This window comes from Caulobacter sp. GW821-FHT10A06, assembly GCF_059415805.1.
On sequence record NZ_JBWKNY010000002.1, the window covers coordinates 119,402 to 142,482 of the forward strand.

A 23,081-nucleotide genomic window follows, 5' to 3' on the forward strand; every position below is an offset into this window, starting at 1 on the left:
GTCGCCGGGGAGAGCCCTTCAAAACGCAGCGCTGTAGAGGCGCTTAGAACTCGAAGCCGATCGTGCCGAAGAACTGGCGCGGGGCCGACGAGTGGAACACCAGGATGCTGCCGGCGGCGTCATCCGGGGCGAACACGCTGCTGTCGAAGTTGGCCGCGTGGCGCTCGTTCGTCAGGTTGGAGACGTTCAGCGACGCCTTGGCGCCCTTCATGAAGCCGGTCGGCGCGAACTTGTAGCTGACGCCCAGGTCGAAGGTCGTGTAGCCGCCGAAGCCCTGGTCGTTGGTGTAGGTGTAGTAGCGGCGACCGGTGTACTTGCCCTGCAGCATGGCCGAGAAGCCGCCCTGCTTGAAGGTCAGCACGCTGGCCAGCATTTCCTTGGGCGTATCGACCTGCTGCTTGCCCTTGGTCTGCTTGATCACGCAGGTGGTGGTGCACCAGTTCAGGTCTTCGTCGTAGGTCGACTTGCTGTACGAGACCGAGTTGTACCAGTTCAGGAACGACGTGGCCTTCCACAGCACGCCCAGTTCGGCGCCCTTGCTGGTGACGCCGCCGGCGTTGTGGAAGGAGTTGCCGCAGCCGGGGTTCTGCTGCTGGTTGGTCGGGCAGGGGTTGTACTGCAGCAGGCGGTTCTGGAACTTCACGTCATAGGCCGCGACCGAGACCTGCAGGTTGTCGCCGACATAGCGGTAACCGGCGTCGAAGCTCTTGGAGGTTTCCGGCTCCAGATAACGGCCCTGGGCGTCCCAGACGGCCTGCGAGACCGACTGCGGGCCCAGCTTAAAGCCGCCCTGGAACATGGCCATGTTCTCGGCGTAGCTGGCGAAGATCTCGTGGCCCGGCGCGATGCGGTAGCGCGCGCCGATCTCGGGCAGGAAGTTGTCCGAGGCCTTCAGCGAGCCCGACGCGAACTGGGTCGCGGCGGCGGCCGGAGCCTTGGCGATGCCGGGCAGGGCCTTGGCGTTCGACTTGGCGACGGTGCTCTTGAAGCCGAATTCCACGCTCAGGGCGTCGTCCAGCAGGTTGATGGTGTCCTGGACATAGAACTGCTGGGTGTTCCAGTCGGTCTTCTGGACCCACTGGGCGGTGTTGGGCTGGCCGTCCAGGTACTGGGCCAGGCTGAACGGGCCGGTGACGTTGGTCCAGATGTAGCGGGCGGCGCTGCTGGTGTTCTGTTCCAGCCACAGGCCGGCCTGCAGGTGGTTGAAGCCGTAGGTCCAGGCCAGGCTGGCGACCACGCCGTCACGGTCGATGGTGTAGCGCGTGTCGCGGATCTGGACGGGCAGGTCGTCGCTGGTGTCGGTCGTGCCCTGGTTGGACAGGCCGGTGATGAAGTTGTTGCCCGCGCCCTTGTCGGTGTGGCGATAGACCTGCATGTGCGCCTTCAGCGTCGACGTCACGTCGTAGTCGCCGGCGATGTAGAACAGGTCGTCGTTGCGCAGGATCTGGCCGTTGGTGAAGGTGACGTCGGCCAGCTTCTCAGGGGCCTTCGAGGTCACGCACTTGGCGGCCAGCGAGGCCACCGAGCATGCCGCGCGGGCCACGTAGTCGTTCCAGTTCGGCGCATAGCCGCCCCAGTCCCAGCCCAGGCGCGTGACCATGTCCTTGGACAGATAGGCGTCATCGGCCTGGTTGGTGCGCGACAGGTCGACGAAGGCGGTCAGCGAGCCGCGCTCGCCCTGATAACGCAGCTTGCCGTTGAACTGCTTGCCGGTCGACTTGTTGTAGGCCGGCTGGTTCACGAACAGGTCCTGCTGGGCGTACTGGCCCGAGACATAGGCCGACCAGCCGTTGTGCTCGCCCGTGTCGAAGCGCACGAAGGTGCGGGCGCTGTCCTCGCTGCCGACGCCGGCGTTGAACGACAGGCCCATGGCCTTCTTCGGATCGCTGGAGGTGTAGATCAGCGCGCCGCCCAGGTTGCTGGTCGACGGGATCGACAGACCCGCGATGCCGGTCGCCAGGTCGGCGCGGCCCAGGTTTTCCGAGATCAGGGCGCGGCTGATGGTCAGGCCGTTGTAGTTGTTGTAGGCGCCGTCACCCAGCGGCATGCCGTCCAGGCTGTAGCCCAGGTGGGTGGTGTTGAAGCCGCGCACCTGCAGCGACAGCGACTGCTCGTTGACGCCCAGGGCGTCGATCGACTGGGCGTTCACGCCGGGCAGGAAGTTCAGCGCCTTCTGGACGCTGGTGCCGGGCGGCAGGACTTCCAGGCTCTGCGGCGTCAGGGTGTTGACCGAGCGGGTCTGGCCACTGCCGACGATGACGACGGCGTCCAGTTCGGTGTTGTCGGCGGCGGCGGCAGGCGCGTCGGCGGCCTGGGCGGCGGTCGTCATGAGGCAGGCGGCGATAGCCACCAGGCTGGCGGTTCTGAGCAGCATTCGGATATCCCCTGATATCGGTCGCCGCGCGGGATCCCCGTCTATGGCGCCGTTTTTGCGATGCGCCGCCTCTATTTCATGCGTTGATGACAGTTCTGCTGCGTCTAGATGACGGTCGTCGTCACAAAACCTACGCAGTCGCTGCCTAAGAGCGCCCCCAAGGTCTAGAAAGCACTTGAGGAGCTCACGATGTCGCGCCGCCGTCTCGCCGGAACCATTGTGGGTATCGCCGCCCTGGCCTTCGCGGTGGGCGCTTCGGCTCAGAGCGCGACCTACACGACCGCGCACTGGGACAAGACCCCGGGCGACGTGACCGTGCAGTTCGGCGGCAAGACCTATGTGAACCACGGCCTGGTCGCCGTCGGCTGGCTGCCGGCCGCCACCCGCGACTTCAACGGCGAGACGCTGGGTTCGTTCTCCAGCATGGCGCTGTCGAACTGGAAGAAGGCCGCCGACGGTTCGTACACCGGAACCCTGCGCACCCTGCCGGATCGCGGCCCCAACAATGTCGGGCCGTTCAAGAGCACGACCGACTACGCCAACCGCGTCCACGAGCACGCCATCAAGCTGGTCCCCGGCAAGGGCCTGACCATCACGCCGACCGGCGGCTTCCTGCTGAAGGACCAGCTGGGCCAGCCGTTCACCGGCATGGATCCGGGTTCGAACATCGTCGAGCGTGACGGCGTGCGTTACCCGTCGCCGGCCGCCGGCGGCGAGGGCGCGGGCAAGCTCAGCCTGGACAGCGAGGCGATCGCCTATCTGCCGGACGGGAGCTTCTACATCTCGGACGAATATGCGGCGGGCATCTATCTGTTCGACAAGACCGGCAAGCTGACGGGCGCCATCCAGACCGTGCCGGCGCTGCTGCCGATCAAGAAGGGCCAGCTGAACTTCGGGGCCGAGAAGGCGCCGGACCAGGGCCGCCGCAACAACCAGGGCCTGGAAGCCCTGACCGTCAGCCCCGACGGCACGCGCTTGATCGCGGTGCTGCAGAGCGCGGCCATGCAGGACCAGGCCGCCAACGCCGCCACCCGCAACAACACCCGCGTGCTGGTCTATGACATCAGCAAGACCAAGCTGCCCAAGTCCCCGATCGGCCACTATGCGCTGCAGCTGCCGACCGTGCGCGAAGCCGGCGACGGCCAGCCCGCCGACGTCACCGCCGCCCAGTCCGAGGCCGTGGCGCTCAGCAATGACCGCATCCTGCTCCTGGCCCGCGACGGCAATGGCCGCGGCAAGGGCACGCCGAACGCGCCGGTCTACAAGAGCATCCTGCTGGTCGACTTGGCGGGCGCCACGAACCTGGCCGGTTCGCCCTATGAGCTTGAGGCCAAGCCGATCGCTGCGGACGGCGTGCTGAACGCCGACATCAAGCCGGCCGCCCAGGCCGAGCTGGTCAACATCCTGAACCCTGTCCAGCTGGGCAAGTTCGGCGTGAACCTGTCGGTCAGCCCCTCGACCCCGACCAGCCTGCCCGAGAAGATCGAGGCCATGGCCATCGGTTCAGCCTTCGACAAGACCGGCGACGTCTTCCTGCTGGTCGGCTCGGACAACGACTTCGCCACCGCCAACGGCCACGTCAACGGCCAGGACTTCGACGCCTCGCTGCACGGCGACACCGGGACCGGCGACAACGACAACCTGGTGCTGGTCTATCGTCTGAGCTTGCCGAAATAGGCTTGGCGGCCTAGGCGAGGCGTCATGAGCGAAGAAGCCAGGAACGCGCGCCATAACGCCAAGATGAAGGTCATCCAGGCGGCGCGCGCCAAGATGATGGCCGAGCGCCAGGTCGAGAAGGGCCTGCTGATCGTCCACACCGGGGCGGGCAAAGGCAAGACGACGGCGGCGCTGGGCATGGCCTGTCGGATGATCGGCCACGGCCGTCGGGTCAGCATCATCCAGTTCATCAAGGGCGCGATGGAGACCGGCGAGAAGGTGGTGTTCGACGCCTTTCCCGACCAGGTCGAGTTCCGGCCGATGGGCGAGGGCTTCACCTGGGACACCCAGGACCGCGCCCGCGACATCGCCGTGGCCCGCGAGGCCTGGGAGGTGGTGAAGGCTCGCATCCTCGATCCCGACGACTGGGACATGGTCATCGCCGACGAGCTGAACATCATCCTGCGCTACGACTACCTGCCGCTGGCCGAGGTGCTGGAGGTCGTCGCCGCGCGGCCCGAGGGTAAGCATGTGGTGATCACCGGCCGCAACGCGCTGGATCCCCTGATCGAAGCCGCCGACCTGGTCACCGACATGACCCAGGTCAAGCACCCGTTCCGCACCCATGGCGTGAAGGCCCAGGCGGGGGTCGAGTTTTGACCCTGCTGCGGCAGGCCGACGACGGCCCGGCGGTGGTGGTCTGCAACACCTGCCGGCTCTCGGCCGAAGAACGCGAGACGCCCGACGGCGTGCGCGGCGGGGCGGTCCTGGCGGCGGCTTTGCGCGAGGCGGCTGCCAAAACTCCTGGCGGCACGGGCGTGGCGATCCAGGAGATGCCGTGCCTGTTCAACTGCACCCAGCACTGCTCGATCCACCTGCGGGCGCCGGGCAAGATCGGCTACGTGCTGGGGCGGTTCGAGCCGACCGCCGAGGCGGCGCAGGCGATCGTGGAGTACGCGGTGGCCTATGCGGCCAGCGAAGAGGGCGTGGTGCCGTATCGTCAGTGGCCGGAAGGCGTGAAGGGGCACTTCATCGTGCGGGTGCCGCCGGCGGGGAAGCTGGTGGGGGACTGAAATGCCCTGCGTGATCCTCGTCCTTCGACAGGCTCAGGATGAGGATCATGGTTAGGGCAGTTCACTAGAAACCTCATCCTGAGCTCGTCGAAGGACGAGGTTTCGGGCCCGCTTACGCCAACTCTTCCACCGCCGCCTGCTCGGCCGGCCAATGGTCGAAACTCATCACGATCTGCTGCGCCGTCGCATCCGCGATCAGCGCGCCGTCTTCCCGCCGAAACTCCGCCCGCGCCGTGATCAGCTGCCGTGTCCGCGCCACGACCTTCGCCTCGATCGCCAGCGGCTCCTCGCGAGCGACCTTCAGGAAGTTCACCTGCAGGTTCACGGTCCGGAATAGCCGGTCGCCTGGCACGACGGTCATCGCCGCGAAGGCCAGCACCTGATCGGCCAGGGCCGCCAGATAACCGCCAAATAGCGACCCGTCGGCCGTGGCCAGTTCCGGCGTCGGCGTCCAGGACTTGCGCACCCAGCCTTCGCCCCAGTCGTCGATCAGGCCGAGCTTCAGCGTCTGGACGATCGGCGGCGGGGTCGCCGCGCCGGCCTTCAGTGCGTCGAGGCGTTCAGTCGCCCAGGTCATGTTCGTCCCTCCGTGTGCTTCAACGGAAGGCTAGGGGAGACGCCCACGCTCTGTTACTCGACTTTCCAGGGGACGGAGAACCGCGATGAGCGCCGTTGAAAACATGCGGAAAATCCCGCGCCAGGGTCGGGCGCGCGTTTCGGTCGACGTCGTGCTGGAAGCGGCGGCTCAGGTTCTGGAGGCGTCCGGCCTGGCTGGCTTCAACACCAATGCGGTGGCCGAACGCGCGGGGGTGAGCATCGGCACGCTCTACCGCTACTTCCCCGACAAGCAGGCGATCCTGCTGGCCCTGGCCATGCGGGAGACGCAGGCGCATCGGCGGACCGTCGAGGCGGCGGCGCAGGGCGATACCGGAGGTCTCGCCCGTGACCGGGCGATGATCCGGTCGTTCGTCCAGGCCTTCGCGGGCCGCGCCAGGGCCCGAAAGATCGCGGCGTCGGCCTTGCTGGCGGAGGCTGACCCTGTCGACCTGGCGGAGGGTTTCGTGCCGGCGGAGGTGGGCCTCACCGACGCGCAGGGCCGTCCCCTGACCCGCATCCAGGCCTTCGTGCTGACGCGGGCGATCCACGGCGCCATGCGCGCGGCGGTGCTGGAGGGCGTCGACTTTCTTGAGAGTCGCGAGTTCGAGGACGAACTGGTGCGGCTGGGCCGCGCCTATCTGCGCTCCTAGCGCACCGGCCGCCGCACGGCCCACACCAGCAACGCCGCCGACAGCAGGACGCCGCTCATCGCCACGCCGAAGGTGATCAGGCCCTCACGCGTGGCGCGGGCCTCGGCGCGGGCGGTGAACGGGCCGGCCTTGGCCTCGGCGAGGGCCGACAGGTCTTCACGTACCAAGTCTACACGGGCCAGGTCGTCGGACATGTCGATCTCCTCGGTCAGGTTAGGGGCGCGGCTCCGGCGGCGGGGGCGCTTGCGGCACGCCGCTGTTGGGCGCGGGCGGTTGTGGATCGGCTGGCGGGGCGGCCGTCAGCGGGGCGATCGGCAGGCCGTCGGGACCGATCTCGCCTTCCAGCGACAGGCCCAGGTCCTCCAGCGGATCCTCCTCGACGGTCGGCGCGACCTGGCGACCCAGGGCGGCCAGCATGAAGGCCTTCCAGATCTTGGCGGGCTCGCCGCCGCCGACCACGCCGTTCATCGAGCTGTTGTCGTCATTGCCGACCCACACGCCTACGACCAGGTCGTCGACGTAACCGACGAACAGGGCGTCGTGATAGTCCTGGGTGGTGCCGGTCTTGCCGAAGGCGCCGGGGATGGCCGCTTCCAGGCCCGTGCCGCGATGGGTGGCCGAGCGCAGCAGGTCGCGCATGCCCAGCAGCACCTTGGGGTCGTAGGCGGTGGTCTTGGGCTTGGCGAAGGTGTCCAGACCGTGGGCCACGACCGGATACTCGCCGGCCGCGATCGAGGCATAGGCCGCCGTCAGGCGCGTCAGGCTCATCGAGCCGGTGCCCAGCGCCATGGTCAGGTCGTCGGGGATCTTCTCGGTGACGCCCAGCTGGCGGGCGACCTTGATCACCTTGGCCGGACCCAGGTCGTGGGCCAGGCGCACGGCGGCCACGTTCGACGAGGCGGCGAAGGCGGTGATCAGCGGCACCTCGCGGTCGCGATACTTGCCCTCGTGGTTCTTGGGCATGTAGCCGCTGACCTGCACGGGCGTGTCCAGGATCGGGCTGGTGGAGGTCATGCCCGACTGCAGGGCGGCCAGATAGACGAACAGCTTGAACGACGAGCCCGGCTGGCGCGCGCCGTCGGCGCGGTTGAACTGGCTGGCGCCGTAGTCGCGGCCGCCGACCATGGCGACGACGCGGCCGTCTTTGCGCATGGCCACCAGCGCGCCCTGGGTGATGTTCAGGACCTTGCCGTCGCGGGCGATGTAGTCGTTGAGGATCCGCTCGGCCTTCTCCTGCATCTCGGGATCCAGGGTGGTCTTCACGATGGTCTCGCCGTAGCGGGCGCCGATCGCGGCGCGGGCCTGGGGCAGGGCCCAGTCGGCGAAGTACGAGCCCGTCGGCAGCTTGTCCTCGATCTCGACCGGCGAGACGTCGCCCACTGCGTCGGCCTGGGCCTGGGTGATGGTCTTGGTCTCGACCATGGCGCCCAGCACCACGCGCATGCGCTCGCGGGCGCCTTCGATGTTGTTGGTCGGGGCCAGGCGCGAGGGGGCCTTGACCAGGCCGGCCAGCATGGCTGCTTCGCCGACCGACAGCTGTTCGGGCTGCTTGCCGAAATAGTGCCGGGCCGCCGCGCGCAGGCCAAAGGCGCCGTCGCCGAAATAGACCGACGACAGGTAGCGCGACAGGATCTCTTTCTTGGTCAGCCGGGCTTCCAGATAGACCGCGATCATCGCCTCTTGCGCCTTGCGACGCAGGTTGCGGTCACTGCTCAGGAAGGCGTTCTTGGCCAGCTGCTGGGTGATGGTCGAGCCGCCTTCCGAGACGCCGCCGGCCTGGGCGTTGCGGCCCAGGGCGCGGGCGATGGCTTTCGGATCCACGCCCATGTGGCTGTAGAAGCGGCGGTCCTCGATCGAGATGAAGGCGCCGGGCACGTAGTCCGGCAGCTTGGCCACATCGATCGGGGCTTCCTTGTACGACCCCCGGCGGGCGATCGGCGAGCCGTCTTCGGCCACCAGCACGATGGCGGAGTTGGTCAGCGGCTCCAGGGCGCGGCTCAGGGGCAGCGACCAAAACAATGAAGCGATCAGGACGACTGCCAGCACCACGGCGGCGGCCGCGCCGATCAACCAGGCGGGGCGCTTCCAGATCGGCGGCTTCTTGGGCGTGACCGGCTCGGCCGGGGAGAGGGCGGCTTCCGGGACGGCTTCGACGGCTTCCGGCAGCTCGGTCTGGGCGGGCTCGGGCGGCGCTTCTTCCGGGAGCGCCTCGGGTTCGGCGACCGGTTCTTCGACGGCTTCCGGCTCGGGCGCGACGTCCTCGACGACACGCGGCTTGCGCACGCGGCGGGGCTTGGGCGCTTCGGGGGTCTCAGGCAGGGCGGCCGCCTCGGTCATCACGGCCTTGGCGCGCGGTTTCCGAGGCTTCCTGGGTTTGGGCGACGACGTCTCGGGCTTGGGCGTCTCGGGTGCGGTGTCGTTCGGATCGTTGGGATCGGACATGAGACTCGGCGCTCGCTTCGGGCGCAGGCCCTCAACCGTGGTCGGGCTCAATACCACAGGGCCAGGACAAGCCAAGCGCGCTGAAAGGGAAGTTTTTGCGGCCGCCGCCCTTGAACCGGATTTGTCCGATCATAGATGGAAACCCGTGAGGCTGTTGGCCTCTGCCCTTCCTGGGGCGTTTCCTCCCTAACTCCTTCAGCCCGGACGGTTTTCGCCCGGGCTTTTCTTTTGCCTGCTATTCAGCCGCGACGGCGATGCCGCCGAAACGCTGGGCGCGGGCGGCGCTGGAGCGCAGGTCCGAGAAGCTCTGGGCGACCAGCGGATAGTCGGACGGCAGGCCCCACTTGGCGCGGTACTGGTCGTCGGTCAGGCCCAGCTGGTTCAGGTGCCGGCGCAGCGAGCGATAACGACGGCCATTCTCGAAGCTGACGATGGCGTCGGGCGTGACGCTGGCGGCGATCTCCTCGGCCGTCGGCGCGGACACCAGCAGGGGCGTGGCGGACGGACCGGCGAACACCGCCTCGAGGGCGGCGTAGGTGCGAGCCGTCAGGGCCGGCAGGTCGTCGGGCGAGACGGAGTTGTTGCTGAGATAAGCGCACAGAACCTGGGTGGCGATGTCAGCGGCGCGTTCCTGGGCTTTGTTCATCTTGTTGTTCTCACGAAGAAAACCCGGGAGCGCTGGGCGCTCCCGGGAAGGCGGGTGGGATTAGTGGGCGAGAGCCGCCCGCAGGCGGTCCCCGAAGGCGCAGGAGCTGGGGAGCTCGACGTTCACCCCGGCCCGGGCCTTGCCTTTCAGCCAGTCGCTGAGGGCCTCGGCGACGGTGTGGTCCAGGCTGGTCAGGCCGCGGGTGTTCAGGCGGACCCGGCCCTTGTTCGGGGCGCCGTCCAGGACCTTGGCGATCTTGGGCAGCTGGATGAACGTGGCCGCGCCCTCCAGTCGGATCTCGCTCTCGTCTTCGCTCAGGCGGTGCTGGGCGATGCTGAGGCGCATCTTCTTCAGGTTGGGGACCAGCTCGAGCAGGGTCAGGGCCATGCCGACCAGCACGCCGGTCAGGAGGTCCGTGGCCACGACCATGGCGAAGGTCGCCGCCCAGATCAGGGCCGGCAGTAGGCCGTAGCGCGCGAACAGGTGGCGCACGTGCTGCAGGCTGACCAGCTTCCAGCCCGTGACGACCAGCACGCCGGCGAGGGCGGCGCTGGGCACCATGCGCAGAAGCCAGGGCAGCAGGGCGACGAAGGCCAGGATCCAGACGCCGTGCAGGATGGCCGACATGCGGGTCATGGCGCCGGCCTGGACGTTGGCCGAGCTACGCACGATCACGCCGGTCATCGGCAGGGCGCCGACCAGGCCGCACAGCAGGTTGCCGATGCCTTGGGCGCCGAGCTCCTTGTTGTACTTCGTGCGCTCGCCGTCGTGCATGCGGTCGACGGCGGCGGCCGACAGCAGGGTCTCGGCCGAGGCGATGAAGGCCACCGCGATGGCGGTCACCAGCAGCATCGGATCGGCCATCTTGGCGAAGTCGGCCACGCCCGGGATGGCGATCGCCGCGGCGATCGATTCCGGCACGATGATCTTCTTCACATCCAGGGCGAAGACGGTCGCCAGCACCGTGCCGGCGACGACGCCCAGCAGGGCGCCGGGGACCAGCTTCAGGGCCTTGGGACGGAACTTCTCCCACAGCAGGATCGAGCCGATCGTCACCACGCCGACGGCCAGGGCGGCCTCGACCTGGGTCAGGGTCGCGAACTGCACGCCGGCCAGGGCGCCGGGGATGGCGGCCAGGTTTTGCAGGCCGTGGGCCTTGGGCGAGTCGCCGAACAGGACGTGGAACTGGCCCGCCACGATCAGCACGCCGATGCCCGCCAGCATGCCGTGCACGACGGCCGGCGAGATGGCGCGGAACCAGTTGCCGAGCTTGGCGGCGCCGGCGATCAGCTGGATGGCGCCGGCGACGACCAGGATCGGGCCCAGCATGGACAGGCCGTGCTTGGCGACGATCTCGAAGACGATGACGGCCAGGCCGGCGGCGGGGCCGCTGACCTGCAGGGGCGAGCCGGCCAGGGCGCCGACGACGATGCCGCCGATGATGCCGGTGACCAGGCCGCGTTCGGCCGGAACGCCGGAGGCGACGGCGATGCCCATACACAGAGGCATCGCCACCAGGAAGACGACGATCGAAGCAATGAAGTCACGCGACAGGATCGTACCGAAACCAGCCTTCGCGCCGGGGGAGGAGGCGGAAGCTTGGGTCATTCGGCGGCGATGCCCAGGTGGTCGGCGGCGACCATGCGCTTGGACGGGCGTTGGGCGACGGGCAGGGGCGAGCCTTCGTAGACTTGCTCGAACTGGCCGGTGTCGCCGTTATAGGCCTGGATCTGGCCGGTCTCGATCTCGAAGAACCAGCCGTGCAGGGTCAGCTTGCCCTGGGCGATGGCCGAGGCCACCGACGGGTGGGTGCGCAGGTGGTTCAGCTGGACGACGACGTTTTCCAGCGACAGGGCGCGGGTCGTGCCGTGCTCGTCCAGGCCGTGATAGGCGTTGCAGACGACGCTGTGGGCGGCGTGGGCGTGACGCAGCCAGGCAGCCACGTTCGGCATCTTTTCCAGGGCCGCCGGGTTCGAGAACGCCTTCATGGCGCCGCAGTCCGAGTGGCCGCAGACGACGATGTCGCGCACGCCCAGGGCCATGACGGCGTATTCCACGGCCGACGAGACGCCGCCGTTGGCTTGGCTGAATGGCGGGACGATGTTGCCGGCGTTACGGCAGACGAACAGGTCGCCGGGCGCGGCTTGGGTGATCAGCTCGGGCACGACGCGGCTGTCGGCGCACGAGATCATCAGGGCCGAGGGGCTCTGACCGTGGCTGGCCAGACGCTCGTAGAGCGCGCTCTGGGCGGGGAAAACCTGACCGCGAAACAGCGCGGCCCGTTCGAGAAACTGTTCCAAGGCAACCTCCGTACAAGTAGCCGCCACGACGCCCGGAAAAGGGGGGATGGGCGTCGCGGCGGGCGTCTAACGGGCAGAGCCCGACGCAGTACGAAGGTGGTTTCTGGGTTTTGCTGCGTTGCAGCGGCTTTGTGACAAAGGATGTCCGCAAAGCGCAGTTGGAGCCGCTAAAGAGCGGGCAGTCTCAGCTCGACTCTCAACCCGCCTTGCGGGCGGTTCTTCAGCACCAGGGCGCCGCCTTCGCGCTGGAGGATCTGCTGGACGATGGTCAGGCCTAGGCCCAGGCCCGCGGTGTTGCGGGCGCGGGCGCTGTCCAGGCGGTGGAAGGGCTGCAGCACCTCGGCTAGCTCGTTCTCCGGGATGCCGGGACCGTTGTCCTCGACCGCCAGCACCGCGGTGCGGCCCTCGCGGGTCAGGGTCACCATCGCGTCGCCGCCATAGTGCAGGGCGTTCTCGACAATGTTGCTGATCGCGCGCTTCAGCGACACGGGGCGCGCATGGACCGGCAGGTGGTCGAAGCCGGCATAGGTCGCCTGGCGTTCGGAGTCCGTGGCGTTGTCGACCAGGGTCATGGCGATGGCGGCCAGGTCGGTGCGACGCTGCGGTTCGGGATCCTCCTGGCCGCCCAGATAGGCCAGCAACGAGTCGAGCATGGCCGTCATCTCGTCGACATCGGCCTCCAGCGCCTCGCGGGCCTCGGCGTCCTTCACGAAGCCGGCCCGCAGGCGCAGGCGCGACAGGGGCGTGCGCAGGTCGTGGCCGACGGCGGCCAGGGCCTCGGTGCGGGTCGTCAACAGGCCGGCGATGCGGTCCTGCATGGCGTTGAAGGCCTCGGCGACCAGCTTCAGGTCGCGGGCCCCGCTTTCGGCGATGCGGACATGGGCGCCTTGCCCGACCTTGTCGGCGGCCTCGGCCAGGGCGCGCAAGGGACGGCTGAGGTTGTGCAGCACCAGGGCTGCGGCGGCGATGACACCCAGGCCCAGGATGAAGGCCGAGCCGACGCTGCTCAGCAGCACCGCCCAGGGCGCGGCGCGGATCTTGGTCTTCAAGGTCAGCCAGGAGCCGTCGCGCAGGCGCACCGACGCCTTCAGATAGGTGTCGCGCGGCAGGGCGTGGTCGGTGTCGGCGTTCAGGCGCAGGTCGCGGCCGCGCAAGGTGGGCTCGGCCTCGCGCAGGCGTTCCTTCAGCTGGTTTTCGGCCGGGCGGTTGCGGTCGACCAGGTGGGGCAGGGGCGACCAGGTCAGCTCGGTGGCGCGATTGGAGATCATCGCCGCCTCGGCCTCGCGCTCATTGGTCGGGCCGGTCTCCAGAATCGTTTCAGCCGCGACCAGCTGTTCGGCTGCGCGGCGGATCTGGTTGTCACGATTGGGGTAGAGCCGACTGTTCTCGAACAGGATCGAGCTGCCGACGAATTCCAGCGCCACGGCCAACATCAGCACCAGGGTGACCTGGCCGACCAGGCGCTGCGGCCACAGCCGCAGAAGCTTCATCGTCGCTCCCGATTCATCGCAGCCCGATTATCGACGCTCGACAGGGGCGGTGAAGATATAGCCGACGCCGCGCACGGTGCGAAGCAGGGCCTCGGCCTGACCGGTGACGGCCAGCTTGCGGCGCAGGCGGCTGACCAGCACGTCGATGCTGCGATCCGAGGCGTCCGAGAAGCGGGCGCGCGACATCTCCAGCAGGCGCTCGCGACCGATCACCCGCTGGGGCGAGCTGACGAAGGCCAGCAGCAGGTCGAACTCGGCGCCCGACAAATCAACGAAGGCGCCGTCCGGCGACAGCAGCTCGCGGCGGCCCGGATCCAGGCTCCAGCCGGCGAAGGTCATCTGCTGGTGGCCACGCGGCTGGCTGGACTGGGCCCCGGCCTGGGTGCGGCGCAGGATGGCGCGGATGCGGGCGATCAGCTCCTTCTTGCTGAAGGGCTTGCCGATATAGTCGTCGGCGCCCAGCTCCAGGCCGATCAGGCGGTCGGTCTCGTCGTCGCGGGCGCTGAGCATGACGATCGGCACGTCGCTCTCGCGACGGATGCTGCGGCACAGGTCGAAGCCGTTGCTGCCGGGCAGCATGACGTCCAGCAGGATCAGGTCGACCTTGTTGGTTTCCAGCACCCGCGCCATCTCGGCGCCGTGGCCGGCGCTCAGCGGCTGGAAGCCTTCCTCGCGCAGCAGTCGCATCAGCAGGGTGCGCAGCGCCGGATCGTCCTCGACGATCAGCACGGAAGGCGCGAGCGGCGCAGTCGCCATCTCACGCGGTAAAGCGATCGTTCCGTGACCTGAAGAATCCATACGCCTAGGCTACTTAAGCGCGGCTGGGCCGCGGACAAGGTCTTAGCACATGGCTTCGACCGGAAACGGTGACGAAAGGTCGCCCTCGCGTGCGGTTTGCAGGTTAGGGGTTGCACGCGAGGGCGGACCGCCGGGGGCTCAGATCCCCAGCGGCCGTTCGGAAGCCGGGCCTAGCTGGCGCGGCAAGCTTTGTCCTTGCTCTCGGTCTGGCCGGCCTTGGGGGCGCAGTCGGCCGAGGCTTGGGTGTTGGCGGCGGCGGCTTCGGCCTTCTTCTTTGCGGCCGCCTTCTTGGCGACCTCTTCGGTGAAGGTCAGGCCGGTGCCTTGCGGGCCAGCGAACGCCGGGGAGGCGACCACGCAGGCGGCCGCGAGGGCGAGGGATGCGAGAACTTTCATAGGGAAACTCCGTATGCGACAGGCGGCTTAGCTGCCCGAGGCGGTGTCGGCCGCCGCCTGGGTGGCGGGCAGGGCGCGGCGGTAGGTGTCGACGGCCTTCAGCAGGCCCTCGATCTCGGCGTGGGTGATGGCGGTGCGGTGCTCGTAGCCCTTGGGCGAGGTGAGCTTGTAGGCCCAGGCGCCCGGCTTGGCGGCGGCGCTGCGCAGCTCGGCCTCGGAGATGCCGAACGAGACTTCCTCGCGGCACACTTCCGGCGCTTCGAAGAAGAAGCAGTGGCTGGCGTTGTCGCGGATCTTGGTCAGCGGCGCTTCGACCGGCCATTGGCTGGTCTGGTACGACACCTGGCCGTAGTGGCGGATCGCGCCCGGGTACATCACGGTCTGGCGCACCTCGAAGCGGGTGGCGCCCGAGCGCTTGTCGACGAAGGCGCGCAGATGGTTGTCGCTGGCCGGCGACTTCAGAAGGCCCTGGCCGGCGCGGAAGCCTTGCTCCGAGCTGATCACGGTCTCGACGTCCAGCGGATCGTCGATGATCTGGGTCTTGGCGTGGAAGTGGGCTGCGGTGAGGGCGGTCTGCTTGGCGGACAGTTTGACCGGCTCGGCGCCGGCCGTCCCGGCGACGGCCACGCCGCCGGCCAGGGTCAAAGCCAACAAAATATTACGGGTCGTGATCATCCAATTTCTCCCGGCAGTGGCCGCCCTGGGGGACGAGCGGCCCTGCTACGGGTCTGAGATTGGCGACGCCGCCTTGCGGCTCTGCATCGCGTTCGTGACAAAGAGTGACAGGCTAAGCGTCCGCCGGATTCCCTTACAGTTTCAGCTTTTCCGCGATGGCCGACCACGGAACGAGCTTGAAGTTCTGGTGTTCGGGCGGGGAAATGTTGCGGCCGTCCTGGGCCACGAACGCTCCGCCTTCCAGGCCTGCGCCCAGGGAGGCGCTGGTCACGTCCAGGCCGTCGGTCTCGGAGATCCCGTCGATAGCCTTGCTGCCGTCGGCGGTGACCGCGAAGCTGCCGACATAGGCGTTGTCGCCCTCGCGGCGGAACACGGCGTAGGTGTTGTTGCCCTGGCTGGACAGCACCAGAAAGCCCTTGCCGCCGGCTTGGGCGTAGAGGCCGATGCCTTCCAGGTCGTCCTTCAGGGCGGGGTTGTCGGCGATGCGGGCGACAACCTTCTTGGCCGAGCCGGCCTTGGCGTCGGCGCCCAGTCGCCACAGGGCGACGTCTTCTTCGGCCACATACAAAGCGCCGGTCTCGTCGTCGGCGACGCAGCCTTCGGTCTGGGTGTCGAAGCGGATGTCACGGACGGCCTGCGCCTTGACCTTGCCGGCCGGGGTGGCGGTCAGCTTCCACTGGCGCACCAGGCCGTCGGGATCGCTGATGAACACGAAGGTCCCGCCCTTGCGGTCGCGGTACATACACAGGCCGTACGGATCCGAAAGGTTCGTGGGCTGAAGACCGTCGGCGACGTTGCTCAGTTGGCGGGTCTCGGGATCGATCGTGTAGAGCGCGATCGACTTGTGGGTGCGGTCGCTGGCGGCGATCAGCGTCACGGTCTTGCCGCCCAGCTTGAAGCCGCCGCGCAGGTCGACATTGTTCATCTTGCCGTCGGGCAGGAACTGCAGGCGCTGGCCCGACAGGTCATAGACGGCCAGGCCGCCCTTCTTGTCGGTGCCGATAATGGCGCTTTTGGCCGGATCGGTCGGGTGGACCCAGATGGCCGGATCGTCGGCGGCGTCGCCGTCATGGTCTACCGGAACGGTTTCCATCGTCGCGTGGACCAGGGCGACCTTGCTCTTCGGCGCGGGCGGCGCGTCGACGCCGGTCGACAGCTTCAGGGCGGCGGCGATGTCGGCCCAGGACAGGACCTGGCTGTGAGCGCCTTGCTTGCGATCGTCGGCGATCAGCAGAGCGCCGGCCGGCAGGCTGGCGCCGATGGGCGCGCGCAGGCCAAACAGCGCCGAAGGGTTCTGGATCGCGCCGGCCTTGAACCCGCCCAGGAACTTGTCGCCCGCGCTCCGGTCATAGACGTTGAAGTCGCCCGCGTCGGCGTTGGCCGCGACCAGGTAGTTGGCGCCCGCGCCGCCATCGATGACGGCCAGGCCCCCGACCTCACCTTTGATGTGGCCCAGGCGGTTGATGTCGACGATGGTCGGGACCGGCTCGGCCTCGGGATCGGCGTCGTAGCGCCACACGCCCACCGCGGCTTGCGCGACATAGAGGGCGCCGGTGGCGTCGTCGGCGACGCAGAACTTGGCCTCCGATGACAGGCGCAGGCGGCGGACCACGCGGCCGTCCATCTGGCCGCCTTCGGTCGGATACAGCAGCCATTGGTCCAACTGGCCGTCGCGGCCCATGGCGAAGGCATAGAGCGCGCCGTCGCGGGCGCTGCGGTGCAGGCACAGGCCTTCGCCGGAATAACCCAGCGCCAGCGGCTTGGCGTTCAAGGCCGTGACCTGACCGCTGGCGTAGTCGCGGGCGAACAGGCGCATGGCTCCGGCCTGGGTGTCCAGCACGGCCAGGATGGCGCGCTTCCCGTCGTCACGCGCGTCGACCGCCTTGACCTCGCCGCCAGGGACGGAGGCGATCCTCTGGCCATCCAGGCCGTAGAACTCCAGCCCCGCCAGCTTGGCGCTTGCGGCGATCACGCTTTTCTTCGGATCGCTGGGATCGCGCAGCAGCACCACGCCATTGGTCCCGCCCTGGGCGGTCGGAACGGTGGTCGCCACGGGCTGGACTTGGGCCAGGGCCGGCGCGGCGATGGTCAGGGCCAGCAGGCTGGCGGCGAGTTTCAGGCGGTTCATGTGGCGGCCCCTCCGGTCACGTTTGCGAGGCGGACCCCTAGACGGCGGCCCCTGACGCCTGGCTGACGAACCGCGTCATATGAACGGCGTCGGACACATGACGATGACAGCCAAGCTTCCTCGATACGGGGACGCGAAACGTTCAAGCGTGCTCGCCCGCGTTGTGCGCACGTAGGGAACCGCTAGTCTCAAATTGTGAGTGATCATCTCGGGGCGGACATGATCGAGGGGGCGCCGGCCACGGCGGAGGTGTTGAGGGCGGCGATCGTCGACCGCTACGACGCGCTGAGCGAGCGCCAGCGGCAGATCGCGCGCTACGTCCTGGACGAGCCCAACGCCTTCGCGCTGGAGACGGTGGCGGTGATCGCCGAGCGCTGCGGCGTCCAGCCCTCAGCTATCATCCGTTTCGCCAAGAGCTTCGGTTATCCTGGCGCCAGCCAGATGCAGCGGCTGTTCCGTGACAGCCTGTTGTCGGGCCAGGCTCCTGGGCTGGGCGAACGCGTACGCCATTTCGGGGAAGGCTCGGGCGCCGAGGTGCTGGAAGCCTTCGTCGAGGGCGATGTCCAGGCGCTGCGCAGCCTGCTCCAGACGGTGCGGGAAGCCGACCTGCGCGCCGCCGCCGAACTGATCGCCAAGGCCGAGATGGTCTATGTCGTGGGCTTTCGGCGCTCGTTCCCGGTGGCCTCGTACCTGGCCCACGCCCTGCAATATGCCGGCAAGCGGGCCTTCTTCGTCGACGGCATGGCGGGACGGGTCCGCCAGCAGGTGCAGTCCATCGGGCCCCGCGACCTGTTGATCGCCGTCAGCAGTCATCCTTATGCCGAGGAGACGATGCAGGCGGCCGCGGCGGCGGTGCAGCACGGCGCCCGGGTGCTGTCGATCAGCGACAGCGCCGCCAGCCCGATCGCCGCCTCGGCCCAACTGGTGCTGCCGGTGCGCGAGGCCGAGACGGGAGCCTTCCGTTCGGTGGCGGCCTCGATCTGCCTGGTCCAGGCGCTGGTGTTCGGCTTTCCCGCCGACAGCGCGGGCGATGATCGCCTGGGCGCCGAACCTGTCCGGCCGACCTGAAGCGTTGCGGCGCGTCAGGGGCGTGTCAGGATGGCTGTGGAATCGTCCCGCCCATGATCCTGTCCCGCACCCCCTTCGTCAGCCTGGTGGTCATCGCCGTGACCGCCTCGATCCTGGCCGCCACCAGCGTTGCCGCTTCCGACGACCACAAGAAGCAGAGCCACGAGGCCGCGCGACAGGCCTTGCTGCGCAAGGAAGTCCTGCCGCTGACCCGCATCCTGGCCATCGCCGCCCAGCGCGTACCCGGCGAGATCATCGAGGTCGAGCTGGAGCAGGGCGACCATGGCCGGCTGAAATACGACCTGAAGATCCTGGCCAAGTCCGGCCGCATCCGCGAACTGGAGCTCGACGCCAAGACCGGCGCGACCCTGAAGCTCGAGGACGACTGAGTGCGGGCGCTGGTCGTCGAGGATGATCCCGTCGTCGGTCCGGACCTGGCCAAGGCGCTGGCCGCCAGCGGCTTCGTCGTGGACCTGGCGCGCGACGGCGAGGACGCCTCGTTCAAGGGCGGGGTCGAGGACTACGCCGTCGTGATCCTGGACCTGGGGCTGCCGCGCCTGGATGGCCTGTCCGTGCTGCGTCGCTGGCGCAAGGACGGTCGAGCGTTTCCGGTGCTGATCCTGTCGGCGCGCGGCGACTGGACCGAGAAGGTCGAGGGCATCGAGGCCGGGGCCGACGATTATCTGGCCAAGCCGTTCGAGATGGGCGAGCTGTTGGCCCGCGCTCGCGGGCTGGTGCGCCGCGCCGCCGGCCGGGTCTCGCCGGTGATCGAGGCCGGGCGCCTGGCGCTGGACACCCGCCGCATGTCGGCCACCCTGGACGGCGCGCCGGTCAAGCTGTCGCCGCTGGAGTTCCGCTTGCTGGACTGCCTGGCGCACAATCCCGGCCGCGCGGTTTCGGCTGGCGAACTGGCCGAGCAGCTCTATGGCGTGGCCGAGACCGCCGACGCCAACGCCATCGAGGCCCTGGTCACCCGTCTGCGCCGCAAGGTGGGGAGCGATGTGATCGAGACCCGGCGGGGCTTTGGCTATCTGTTGAGCGGCGTGACCGCGTGAAGGGGCGCTCGCTACGAGGACGGCTGATCGCCGGGGGCATGCTGGCCATCCTGGTGGCCCTGGCCGTGTCGTGGCTGGCCATGACCTGGCTGTTCGAGCGCCACATCGAGCGGCGGGAGACGGCGGAGCTGGTCCGGACGGGCCAGATGCTGGCTGCTGCGGTGCGGCTGGAGCCGAACAGCGCGCCGGTGGTCGATGCGGTTCCGGCTGACCCACGCCTGCGCAAGGCTATGGGGGGGCTCTACTGGCAGGTCTCGACGCCGGCGGGGCTGAAAACCTCGACGTCACTCTGGGATCAGACGCTGACGGCGCCGCAGGGGGCGCCGACCGACGATTGGCGTCCTCGCATCGCCGCTGGTCCCTTCGGCGACCGCCTGCTGCTGGTCGAGCGTTCGGTGCGCCCCGACCGCAACGGCCCCGCCGTACTGATCCAGGTGGCCAGCGACGAAAACGGCCTGCGGGCGGCGCGCCAGGAGTTCGGCCGGGACCTCGCGCTGTTCCTGGCCGGCCTGTGGGTCGTGCTGTCGGCCGCCGCCGCCTTGCAGGTGACCTTGGGCCTGGCCCCGCTGGCTCGCGTGCGCGAGGACCTGGCCCGCCTGCGCAAGAGCCCCTCGGCCCGGATGTCCGACGAGCATCCGCAGGAGATCGCCCCGCTGGCCGAGGCGATCAACGCCCTGGCCGAGGCGCGGGAAGGGGACCTGGCCCGCGCCCGCCGCCGGGCCGGCGATCTGGCCCATAGCCTCAAGACCCCGCTGGCCGCTTTGTCAGCCCAGAGCCGCCGCGCCCGCGAGGCAGGGGCCGGCGAGGCCGCCGACGGCCTGGACGCCGCCATCGCCGCCGTCTCTTCCGCGCTGGAGGCCGAGCTGGCCCGCGCCCGCGCCGCCGCCGCGCGGGAGGCCGCCTTCGCCGCCGAGGCCGCGCCGCTGGTCATCGCCGAGCGCCTGGTTGCGGTGCTGGAACGCACGGCCGACGGCGAGCGGCTGATGTTCGACGTCGAGATCCCCGCCGAGCTGCGCGTGCCGGTCTCCGAGGACGCCGTGACCGAGATGCTGGGCGCTCTGATCGAGAACGCCGCCCGCTTCGCCCGCCGCCAGGTGCGGGTCTCGGGCGAGGCTGGCGTGCTCCGCGTCGAGGACGACGGCCCCGGCATGGACGAAGGACGCGCCGAGGCGGCCCTGGCCCGAGGCGCGCGGCTGGACGAGGCCGGCCCGGGTCACGGTCTGGGCCTGGCCATCGTCCGCGACCTGGCGGAGTCCTCCGGCGCGGCGTTGCGCATGGACCGCTCGGACCTGGGCGGGCTGCGCGTCACGATCGCCTGGACAGCCTAGAGCCGCATCGACAATTCGACATCCTCGGCGAACGGCACCGAGATGTAGCCGGCCATCGGCGAGCGCACGCGACCCAGATAGTCCGGCGCGTAGTCGGCATTGTCGGCGATGATCAGCGCGCCGGGCTTCAGGCGGCTTTCCAGCAGGGCCAGGATCTCGGGATAGAGAGCCTTGGCGCCGTCCAGCAAAACGAGGTCGATCTGGTCGGGCAGGTCGCGGGCCAAGGTTTGCAGCGCGTCGCCCTCGCGGATCTCGACCAGGTCGGCAACGCCGCCGGCGATCAGGTTCTGGCGGGCGCGGTCGGCCTTCGAGGGCTCGAACTCGGTGGTGATCAGCCGGCCGCCGCCATTGTCGCGCAGGGCTGCGGCCAGGTGCAGGGTCGAGAGGCCGAACGAGGTCCCGAACTCGATGATCGTGGTCGCGCGCACGCTGCGGGCCAGCATGTAGAGCAGGGCGCCCGTCTCGCGTGACACGGCCAGGGGATAGGCCTTGAGGCGGTCGTACAGCTCGCGGTACTCGGTCTTACTGCGCATCAGCCGGGAATGCTCGTCCTCGGTGATGTGGGCGAAGGCCGGATCGTTCATAGGCGAGGCTTCGTCGGCCTCGGTGAACAGGCGCTCCAGCAGGGGCGCGATGGGGGCGGTGGTGAGGGTCGTCATCGGGGTATCCGAAACTTCGAAAGACGCGGTCTTGCGTCGGCCTTGAAAATACGAATAATCCGTCGGGTTACGGTATTCGCGTTGCGAGGTTGCCGATGACTGATCGCCCAACACCCCGAATTTCCTCACGAAAGCTGCCCCAACAGGCGCGTTCGACCGAGTTGGTGTCGGCGATCCTGGAGGCCGCTGTTCAGGTTCTGGCCAAGGAAGGCGCCCATCGTTTCACGACGGCGCGGGTGGCTGAGAAGGCCGGCGTCAGCGTCGGCTCGATCTATCAGTACTTCCCCAACAAGGCCGCGATCCTGTTCCGCCTGCAGAGCGACGAGTGGCGCGAAACCACGGATCTCTTGAAGGAAATCCTCGGCGACGCCTCCAGCCCGCCGCTGGAACGCTTGAGGGCGCTGGTCATCGCCTTCATCCGCTCCGAATGCGAGGAGGCTGAGGTGCGGGGCGCCTTGGACGATGCAGCGCCGCTGTACCGCGACGCGCCCGAGGCCCAGGAAGCCCGCCTGTCAGGCACCCAGACCCTGCTGGACTTCATGATCGAGCTGATGCCCGACACCCCGGAAGCCGAGCGCGTCATGGTGGGCGATTTGATCTCCAACACCTTGAAACAGGTGGGGAAATCCTTCTCCGAGATGCCCCGCACGGGTGAGGAGATCGAGGCCTATGCCGGGGCCATGGCCGACATGTTCCAGGCCTATCTGGTGTGGATCGGCTGGAAGGCGCCCAAGGCCTCGGACCGTCGCAAGCCGATGATCTGACGCTTTCGTCGCGTTTTCTATGGCGTATCGAGCAATTTCAAGAAGTTAGCCAAGGTTGCTGAGACCTCGCCGCGCCGCCAGACGAGGCCGGTTTCCAGCTCCGGAACCGCGCCGGCCAGCGGAATGTAGCTGACCCCGGTGCGGGCCATGTTCCGCAGCGAGGCCGGGACCAGGGCGATGCCCAGACCGCTGGAGACCAGGCTGATGATGGTCTGCATCTGGATGGCTTCCTGGACGATTCTGGGCGCGCCGCCCAGAGCCGCGTAGTAGCCGGTGACCAGATCGTGGAAGGCCGGGGTCACCTGCTTGGGGAACAGGATCAGCGGCGAGGCCAGCACCTCGTCGGTCGACAGTCGCGTGTCGCTGGCGATGCGGCCCTGATCGATCCACGCCGTCGGGACCGCCGCGATCAGCGGCTCGCGCAGCAGCCGGCGATAGTCCAGCGGCGGCGGCAGGGCCTGGTCGGCGGGCGGGATGATGATGCCGGCATGCCGCTCGCCGGCCACCAGGGCCGGGATCTGCACGTCGCTGGTGGCCTCGAACAGGCGGATCTCGACGTCCGGAAAGGCCTGGGAATAGCGCCGCACCAAGGCTGGCAGGACGCTGTAATCGGCGGTGCTGACGAAGGACAGGGTCAAGAGGCCCGTCTGGCCGTCGCGGATGCGGCGGGCCGTGGTCGGCAGCTCGTCCAGGCTGTCCAACGTCGCCAGCACGTGCGGCAGCCACTGCTCGCCAAAGGCGCTGAGCCGCACGCTGCGCTTGGAGCGCACGAACAGCGCCGCGCCCAGGGTCTTTTCCAGCGCCATGATCGACTGGCTGAGCGGCGGCTGGGTCATGCCGAGGCGCTCGGCGGCCCGGCCGAAATGCAGGGTGTCTGCGACAGCGGCGAAATGGCGAAGCGGGCGGACGTCCATTTGATATGCTCAGCGACCTAATGGTGCTGAACTAATATATTTTGTCCGCCGGAGGAACGGCCGTAGAAA

General features: G+C 68.6%; 23 protein-coding genes. 9 read left to right on the forward strand and 14 right to left on the reverse strand.

The window, feature by feature from the left end; translation table 11 throughout:
* Nucleotides 1–43: 43 nt before the first annotated feature.
* Nucleotides 44–2,374, reverse strand: a complete 2,331-nt coding sequence (locus AC07NF_RS04580) for a TonB-dependent receptor (protein WP_494628596.1) — start codon at nucleotides 2,372–2,374, stop codon at nucleotides 44–46.
* 189 nt (nucleotides 2,375–2,563) lie between these two features.
* Between AC07NF_RS04580 and AC07NF_RS04585 the strand changes: the two genes are divergently transcribed.
* The 3 genes from AC07NF_RS04585 to AC07NF_RS04595 are packed head-to-tail and all read left to right on the forward strand — an operon-like array spanning nucleotide 2,564 to nucleotide 5,103.
* Nucleotides 2,564–4,051 (forward strand): esterase-like activity of phytase family protein, encoded by a 1,488-nt coding sequence (locus tag AC07NF_RS04585; RefSeq protein ID WP_494628595.1) that lies wholly within the window; start codon nucleotides 2,564–2,566, stop codon nucleotides 4,049–4,051.
* Nucleotides 4,052–4,075: 24 nt separating this feature from the next.
* Nucleotides 4,076–4,690, forward strand: coding sequence for a cob(I)yrinic acid a,c-diamide adenosyltransferase (cobO, locus tag AC07NF_RS04590; protein WP_494628594.1), 615 nt, complete (start codon nucleotides 4,076–4,078; stop codon nucleotides 4,688–4,690).
* A 32-nt stretch (nucleotides 4,691–4,722) separates the two neighbouring features.
* On the forward strand, nucleotides 4,723–5,103 hold the full coding sequence (locus tag AC07NF_RS04595; RefSeq protein WP_494628593.1) for a DUF1636 domain-containing protein: 381 nt from the start codon (nucleotides 4,723–4,725) through the stop codon (nucleotides 5,101–5,103).
* 112 nt (nucleotides 5,104–5,215) lie between these two features.
* Here AC07NF_RS04595 and AC07NF_RS04600 read toward each other — a convergent pair whose 3' ends face one another.
* Entirely contained in the window at nucleotides 5,216–5,680 is a 465-nt protein-coding gene (locus AC07NF_RS04600; RefSeq protein ID WP_494628592.1) for a PaaI family thioesterase, read from the reverse strand.
* 85 nt (nucleotides 5,681–5,765) lie between these two features.
* On the opposite strand from AC07NF_RS04600, the gene AC07NF_RS04605 reads away from it, so the two are divergent.
* Nucleotides 5,766–6,350 carry a TetR/AcrR family transcriptional regulator gene (locus tag AC07NF_RS04605; protein WP_494628591.1) on the forward strand — a complete coding sequence of 195 codons (585 nt, stop codon included), beginning with the start codon at nucleotides 5,766–5,768 and terminating at the stop codon, nucleotides 6,348–6,350.
* Here the strand turns inward: AC07NF_RS04605 and AC07NF_RS04610 are convergent.
* The 10 genes from AC07NF_RS04610 to AC07NF_RS04655 form a co-directional block, all read right to left on the reverse strand.
* Nucleotides 6,347–6,544, reverse strand: coding sequence for a hypothetical protein (locus tag AC07NF_RS04610; protein ID WP_494628590.1), 198 nt, complete (start codon nucleotides 6,542–6,544; stop codon nucleotides 6,347–6,349). The genes AC07NF_RS04605 and AC07NF_RS04610 overlap by 4 nt on opposite strands.
* 19 nt (nucleotides 6,545–6,563) lie before the next feature.
* A complete protein-coding gene (locus tag AC07NF_RS04615) occupies nucleotides 6,564–8,792 on the reverse strand; it encodes a transglycosylase domain-containing protein (protein ID WP_494628589.1) in 2,229 nt (742 codons plus the stop codon).
* 235 nt (nucleotides 8,793–9,027) lie between these two features.
* Nucleotides 9,028–9,438, reverse strand: coding sequence for a Ros/MucR family transcriptional regulator (locus AC07NF_RS04620; RefSeq protein WP_494628588.1), 411 nt, complete (start codon nucleotides 9,436–9,438; stop codon nucleotides 9,028–9,030).
* Between the two features lie 60 nt (nucleotides 9,439–9,498).
* A complete protein-coding gene (locus AC07NF_RS04625; RefSeq protein WP_494628587.1) occupies nucleotides 9,499–11,046 on the reverse strand; it encodes a SulP family inorganic anion transporter in 1,548 nt (515 codons plus the stop codon).
* Complete coding sequence (locus tag AC07NF_RS04630; RefSeq protein WP_454715436.1) at nucleotides 11,043–11,738, reverse strand: carbonic anhydrase; 696 nt, start codon at nucleotides 11,736–11,738, stop codon at nucleotides 11,043–11,045. The genes AC07NF_RS04625 and AC07NF_RS04630 overlap by 4 nt, the downstream gene beginning before the upstream one ends.
* A gap of 167 nt (nucleotides 11,739–11,905) precedes the next feature.
* Nucleotides 11,906–13,228 carry an ATP-binding protein gene (locus AC07NF_RS04635; protein WP_494628586.1) on the reverse strand — a complete coding sequence of 441 codons (1,323 nt, stop codon included), beginning with the start codon at nucleotides 13,226–13,228 and terminating at the stop codon, nucleotides 11,906–11,908.
* Between the two features lie 27 nt (nucleotides 13,229–13,255).
* Nucleotides 13,256–13,957, reverse strand: coding sequence for a response regulator (locus AC07NF_RS04640; RefSeq protein ID WP_492809706.1), 702 nt, complete (start codon nucleotides 13,955–13,957; stop codon nucleotides 13,256–13,258).
* Nucleotides 13,958–14,196: 239 nt separating this feature from the next.
* Nucleotides 14,197–14,421, reverse strand: coding sequence for a hypothetical protein (locus AC07NF_RS04645; RefSeq protein ID WP_494628585.1), 225 nt, complete (start codon nucleotides 14,419–14,421; stop codon nucleotides 14,197–14,199).
* A gap of 27 nt (nucleotides 14,422–14,448) precedes the next feature.
* Nucleotides 14,449–15,096 (reverse strand): hypothetical protein, encoded by a 648-nt coding sequence (locus AC07NF_RS04650; protein WP_494628584.1) that lies wholly within the window; start codon nucleotides 15,094–15,096, stop codon nucleotides 14,449–14,451.
* 133 nt (nucleotides 15,097–15,229) lie between these two features.
* Complete coding sequence (locus tag AC07NF_RS04655) at nucleotides 15,230–17,224, reverse strand: phytase (protein WP_494628583.1); 1,995 nt, start codon at nucleotides 17,222–17,224, stop codon at nucleotides 15,230–15,232.
* Nucleotides 17,225–17,443: 219 nt separating this feature from the next.
* Between AC07NF_RS04655 and AC07NF_RS04660 the strand changes: the two genes are divergently transcribed.
* Genes AC07NF_RS04660 through AC07NF_RS04675 form a run of 4 tightly spaced genes read left to right on the forward strand, consistent with a single transcriptional unit; the run spans nucleotide 17,444 to nucleotide 20,675 of the window.
* Entirely contained in the window at nucleotides 17,444–18,292 is an 849-nt protein-coding gene (locus AC07NF_RS04660; protein ID WP_494628582.1) for a MurR/RpiR family transcriptional regulator, read from the forward strand.
* A gap of 53 nt (nucleotides 18,293–18,345) precedes the next feature.
* Complete coding sequence (locus AC07NF_RS04665) at nucleotides 18,346–18,681, forward strand: PepSY domain-containing protein (RefSeq protein ID WP_494628581.1); 336 nt, start codon at nucleotides 18,346–18,348, stop codon at nucleotides 18,679–18,681.
* A complete protein-coding gene (locus AC07NF_RS04670) occupies nucleotides 18,682–19,347 on the forward strand; it encodes a response regulator transcription factor (RefSeq protein ID WP_494628580.1) in 666 nt (221 codons plus the stop codon). It begins immediately after the preceding gene.
* Nucleotides 19,344–20,675, forward strand: a complete 1,332-nt coding sequence (locus tag AC07NF_RS04675; protein ID WP_494628579.1) for a sensor histidine kinase — start codon at nucleotides 19,344–19,346, stop codon at nucleotides 20,673–20,675. Before AC07NF_RS04670 ends, AC07NF_RS04675 begins: the two co-directional genes overlap by 4 nt.
* Here AC07NF_RS04675 and AC07NF_RS04680 read toward each other — a convergent pair.
* On the reverse strand, nucleotides 20,672–21,334 hold the full coding sequence (locus AC07NF_RS04680; RefSeq protein WP_494628578.1) for an O-methyltransferase: 663 nt from the start codon (nucleotides 21,332–21,334) through the stop codon (nucleotides 20,672–20,674). The genes AC07NF_RS04675 and AC07NF_RS04680 overlap by 4 nt on opposite strands.
* A 164-nt stretch (nucleotides 21,335–21,498) precedes the next feature.
* Here AC07NF_RS04680 and AC07NF_RS04685 point away from each other — a divergent pair, with 164 nt between their 5' ends.
* Entirely contained in the window at nucleotides 21,499–22,098 is a 600-nt protein-coding gene (locus tag AC07NF_RS04685) for a TetR/AcrR family transcriptional regulator (protein WP_494628577.1), read from the forward strand.
* A gap of 17 nt (nucleotides 22,099–22,115) precedes the next feature.
* Here the strand turns inward: AC07NF_RS04685 and AC07NF_RS04690 are convergent, their stop codons facing one another.
* Nucleotides 22,116–23,012, reverse strand: a complete 897-nt coding sequence (locus AC07NF_RS04690) for a LysR family transcriptional regulator (protein WP_494628576.1) — start codon at nucleotides 23,010–23,012, stop codon at nucleotides 22,116–22,118.
* Between the last annotated feature and the right edge of the window lie 69 nt (nucleotides 23,013–23,081).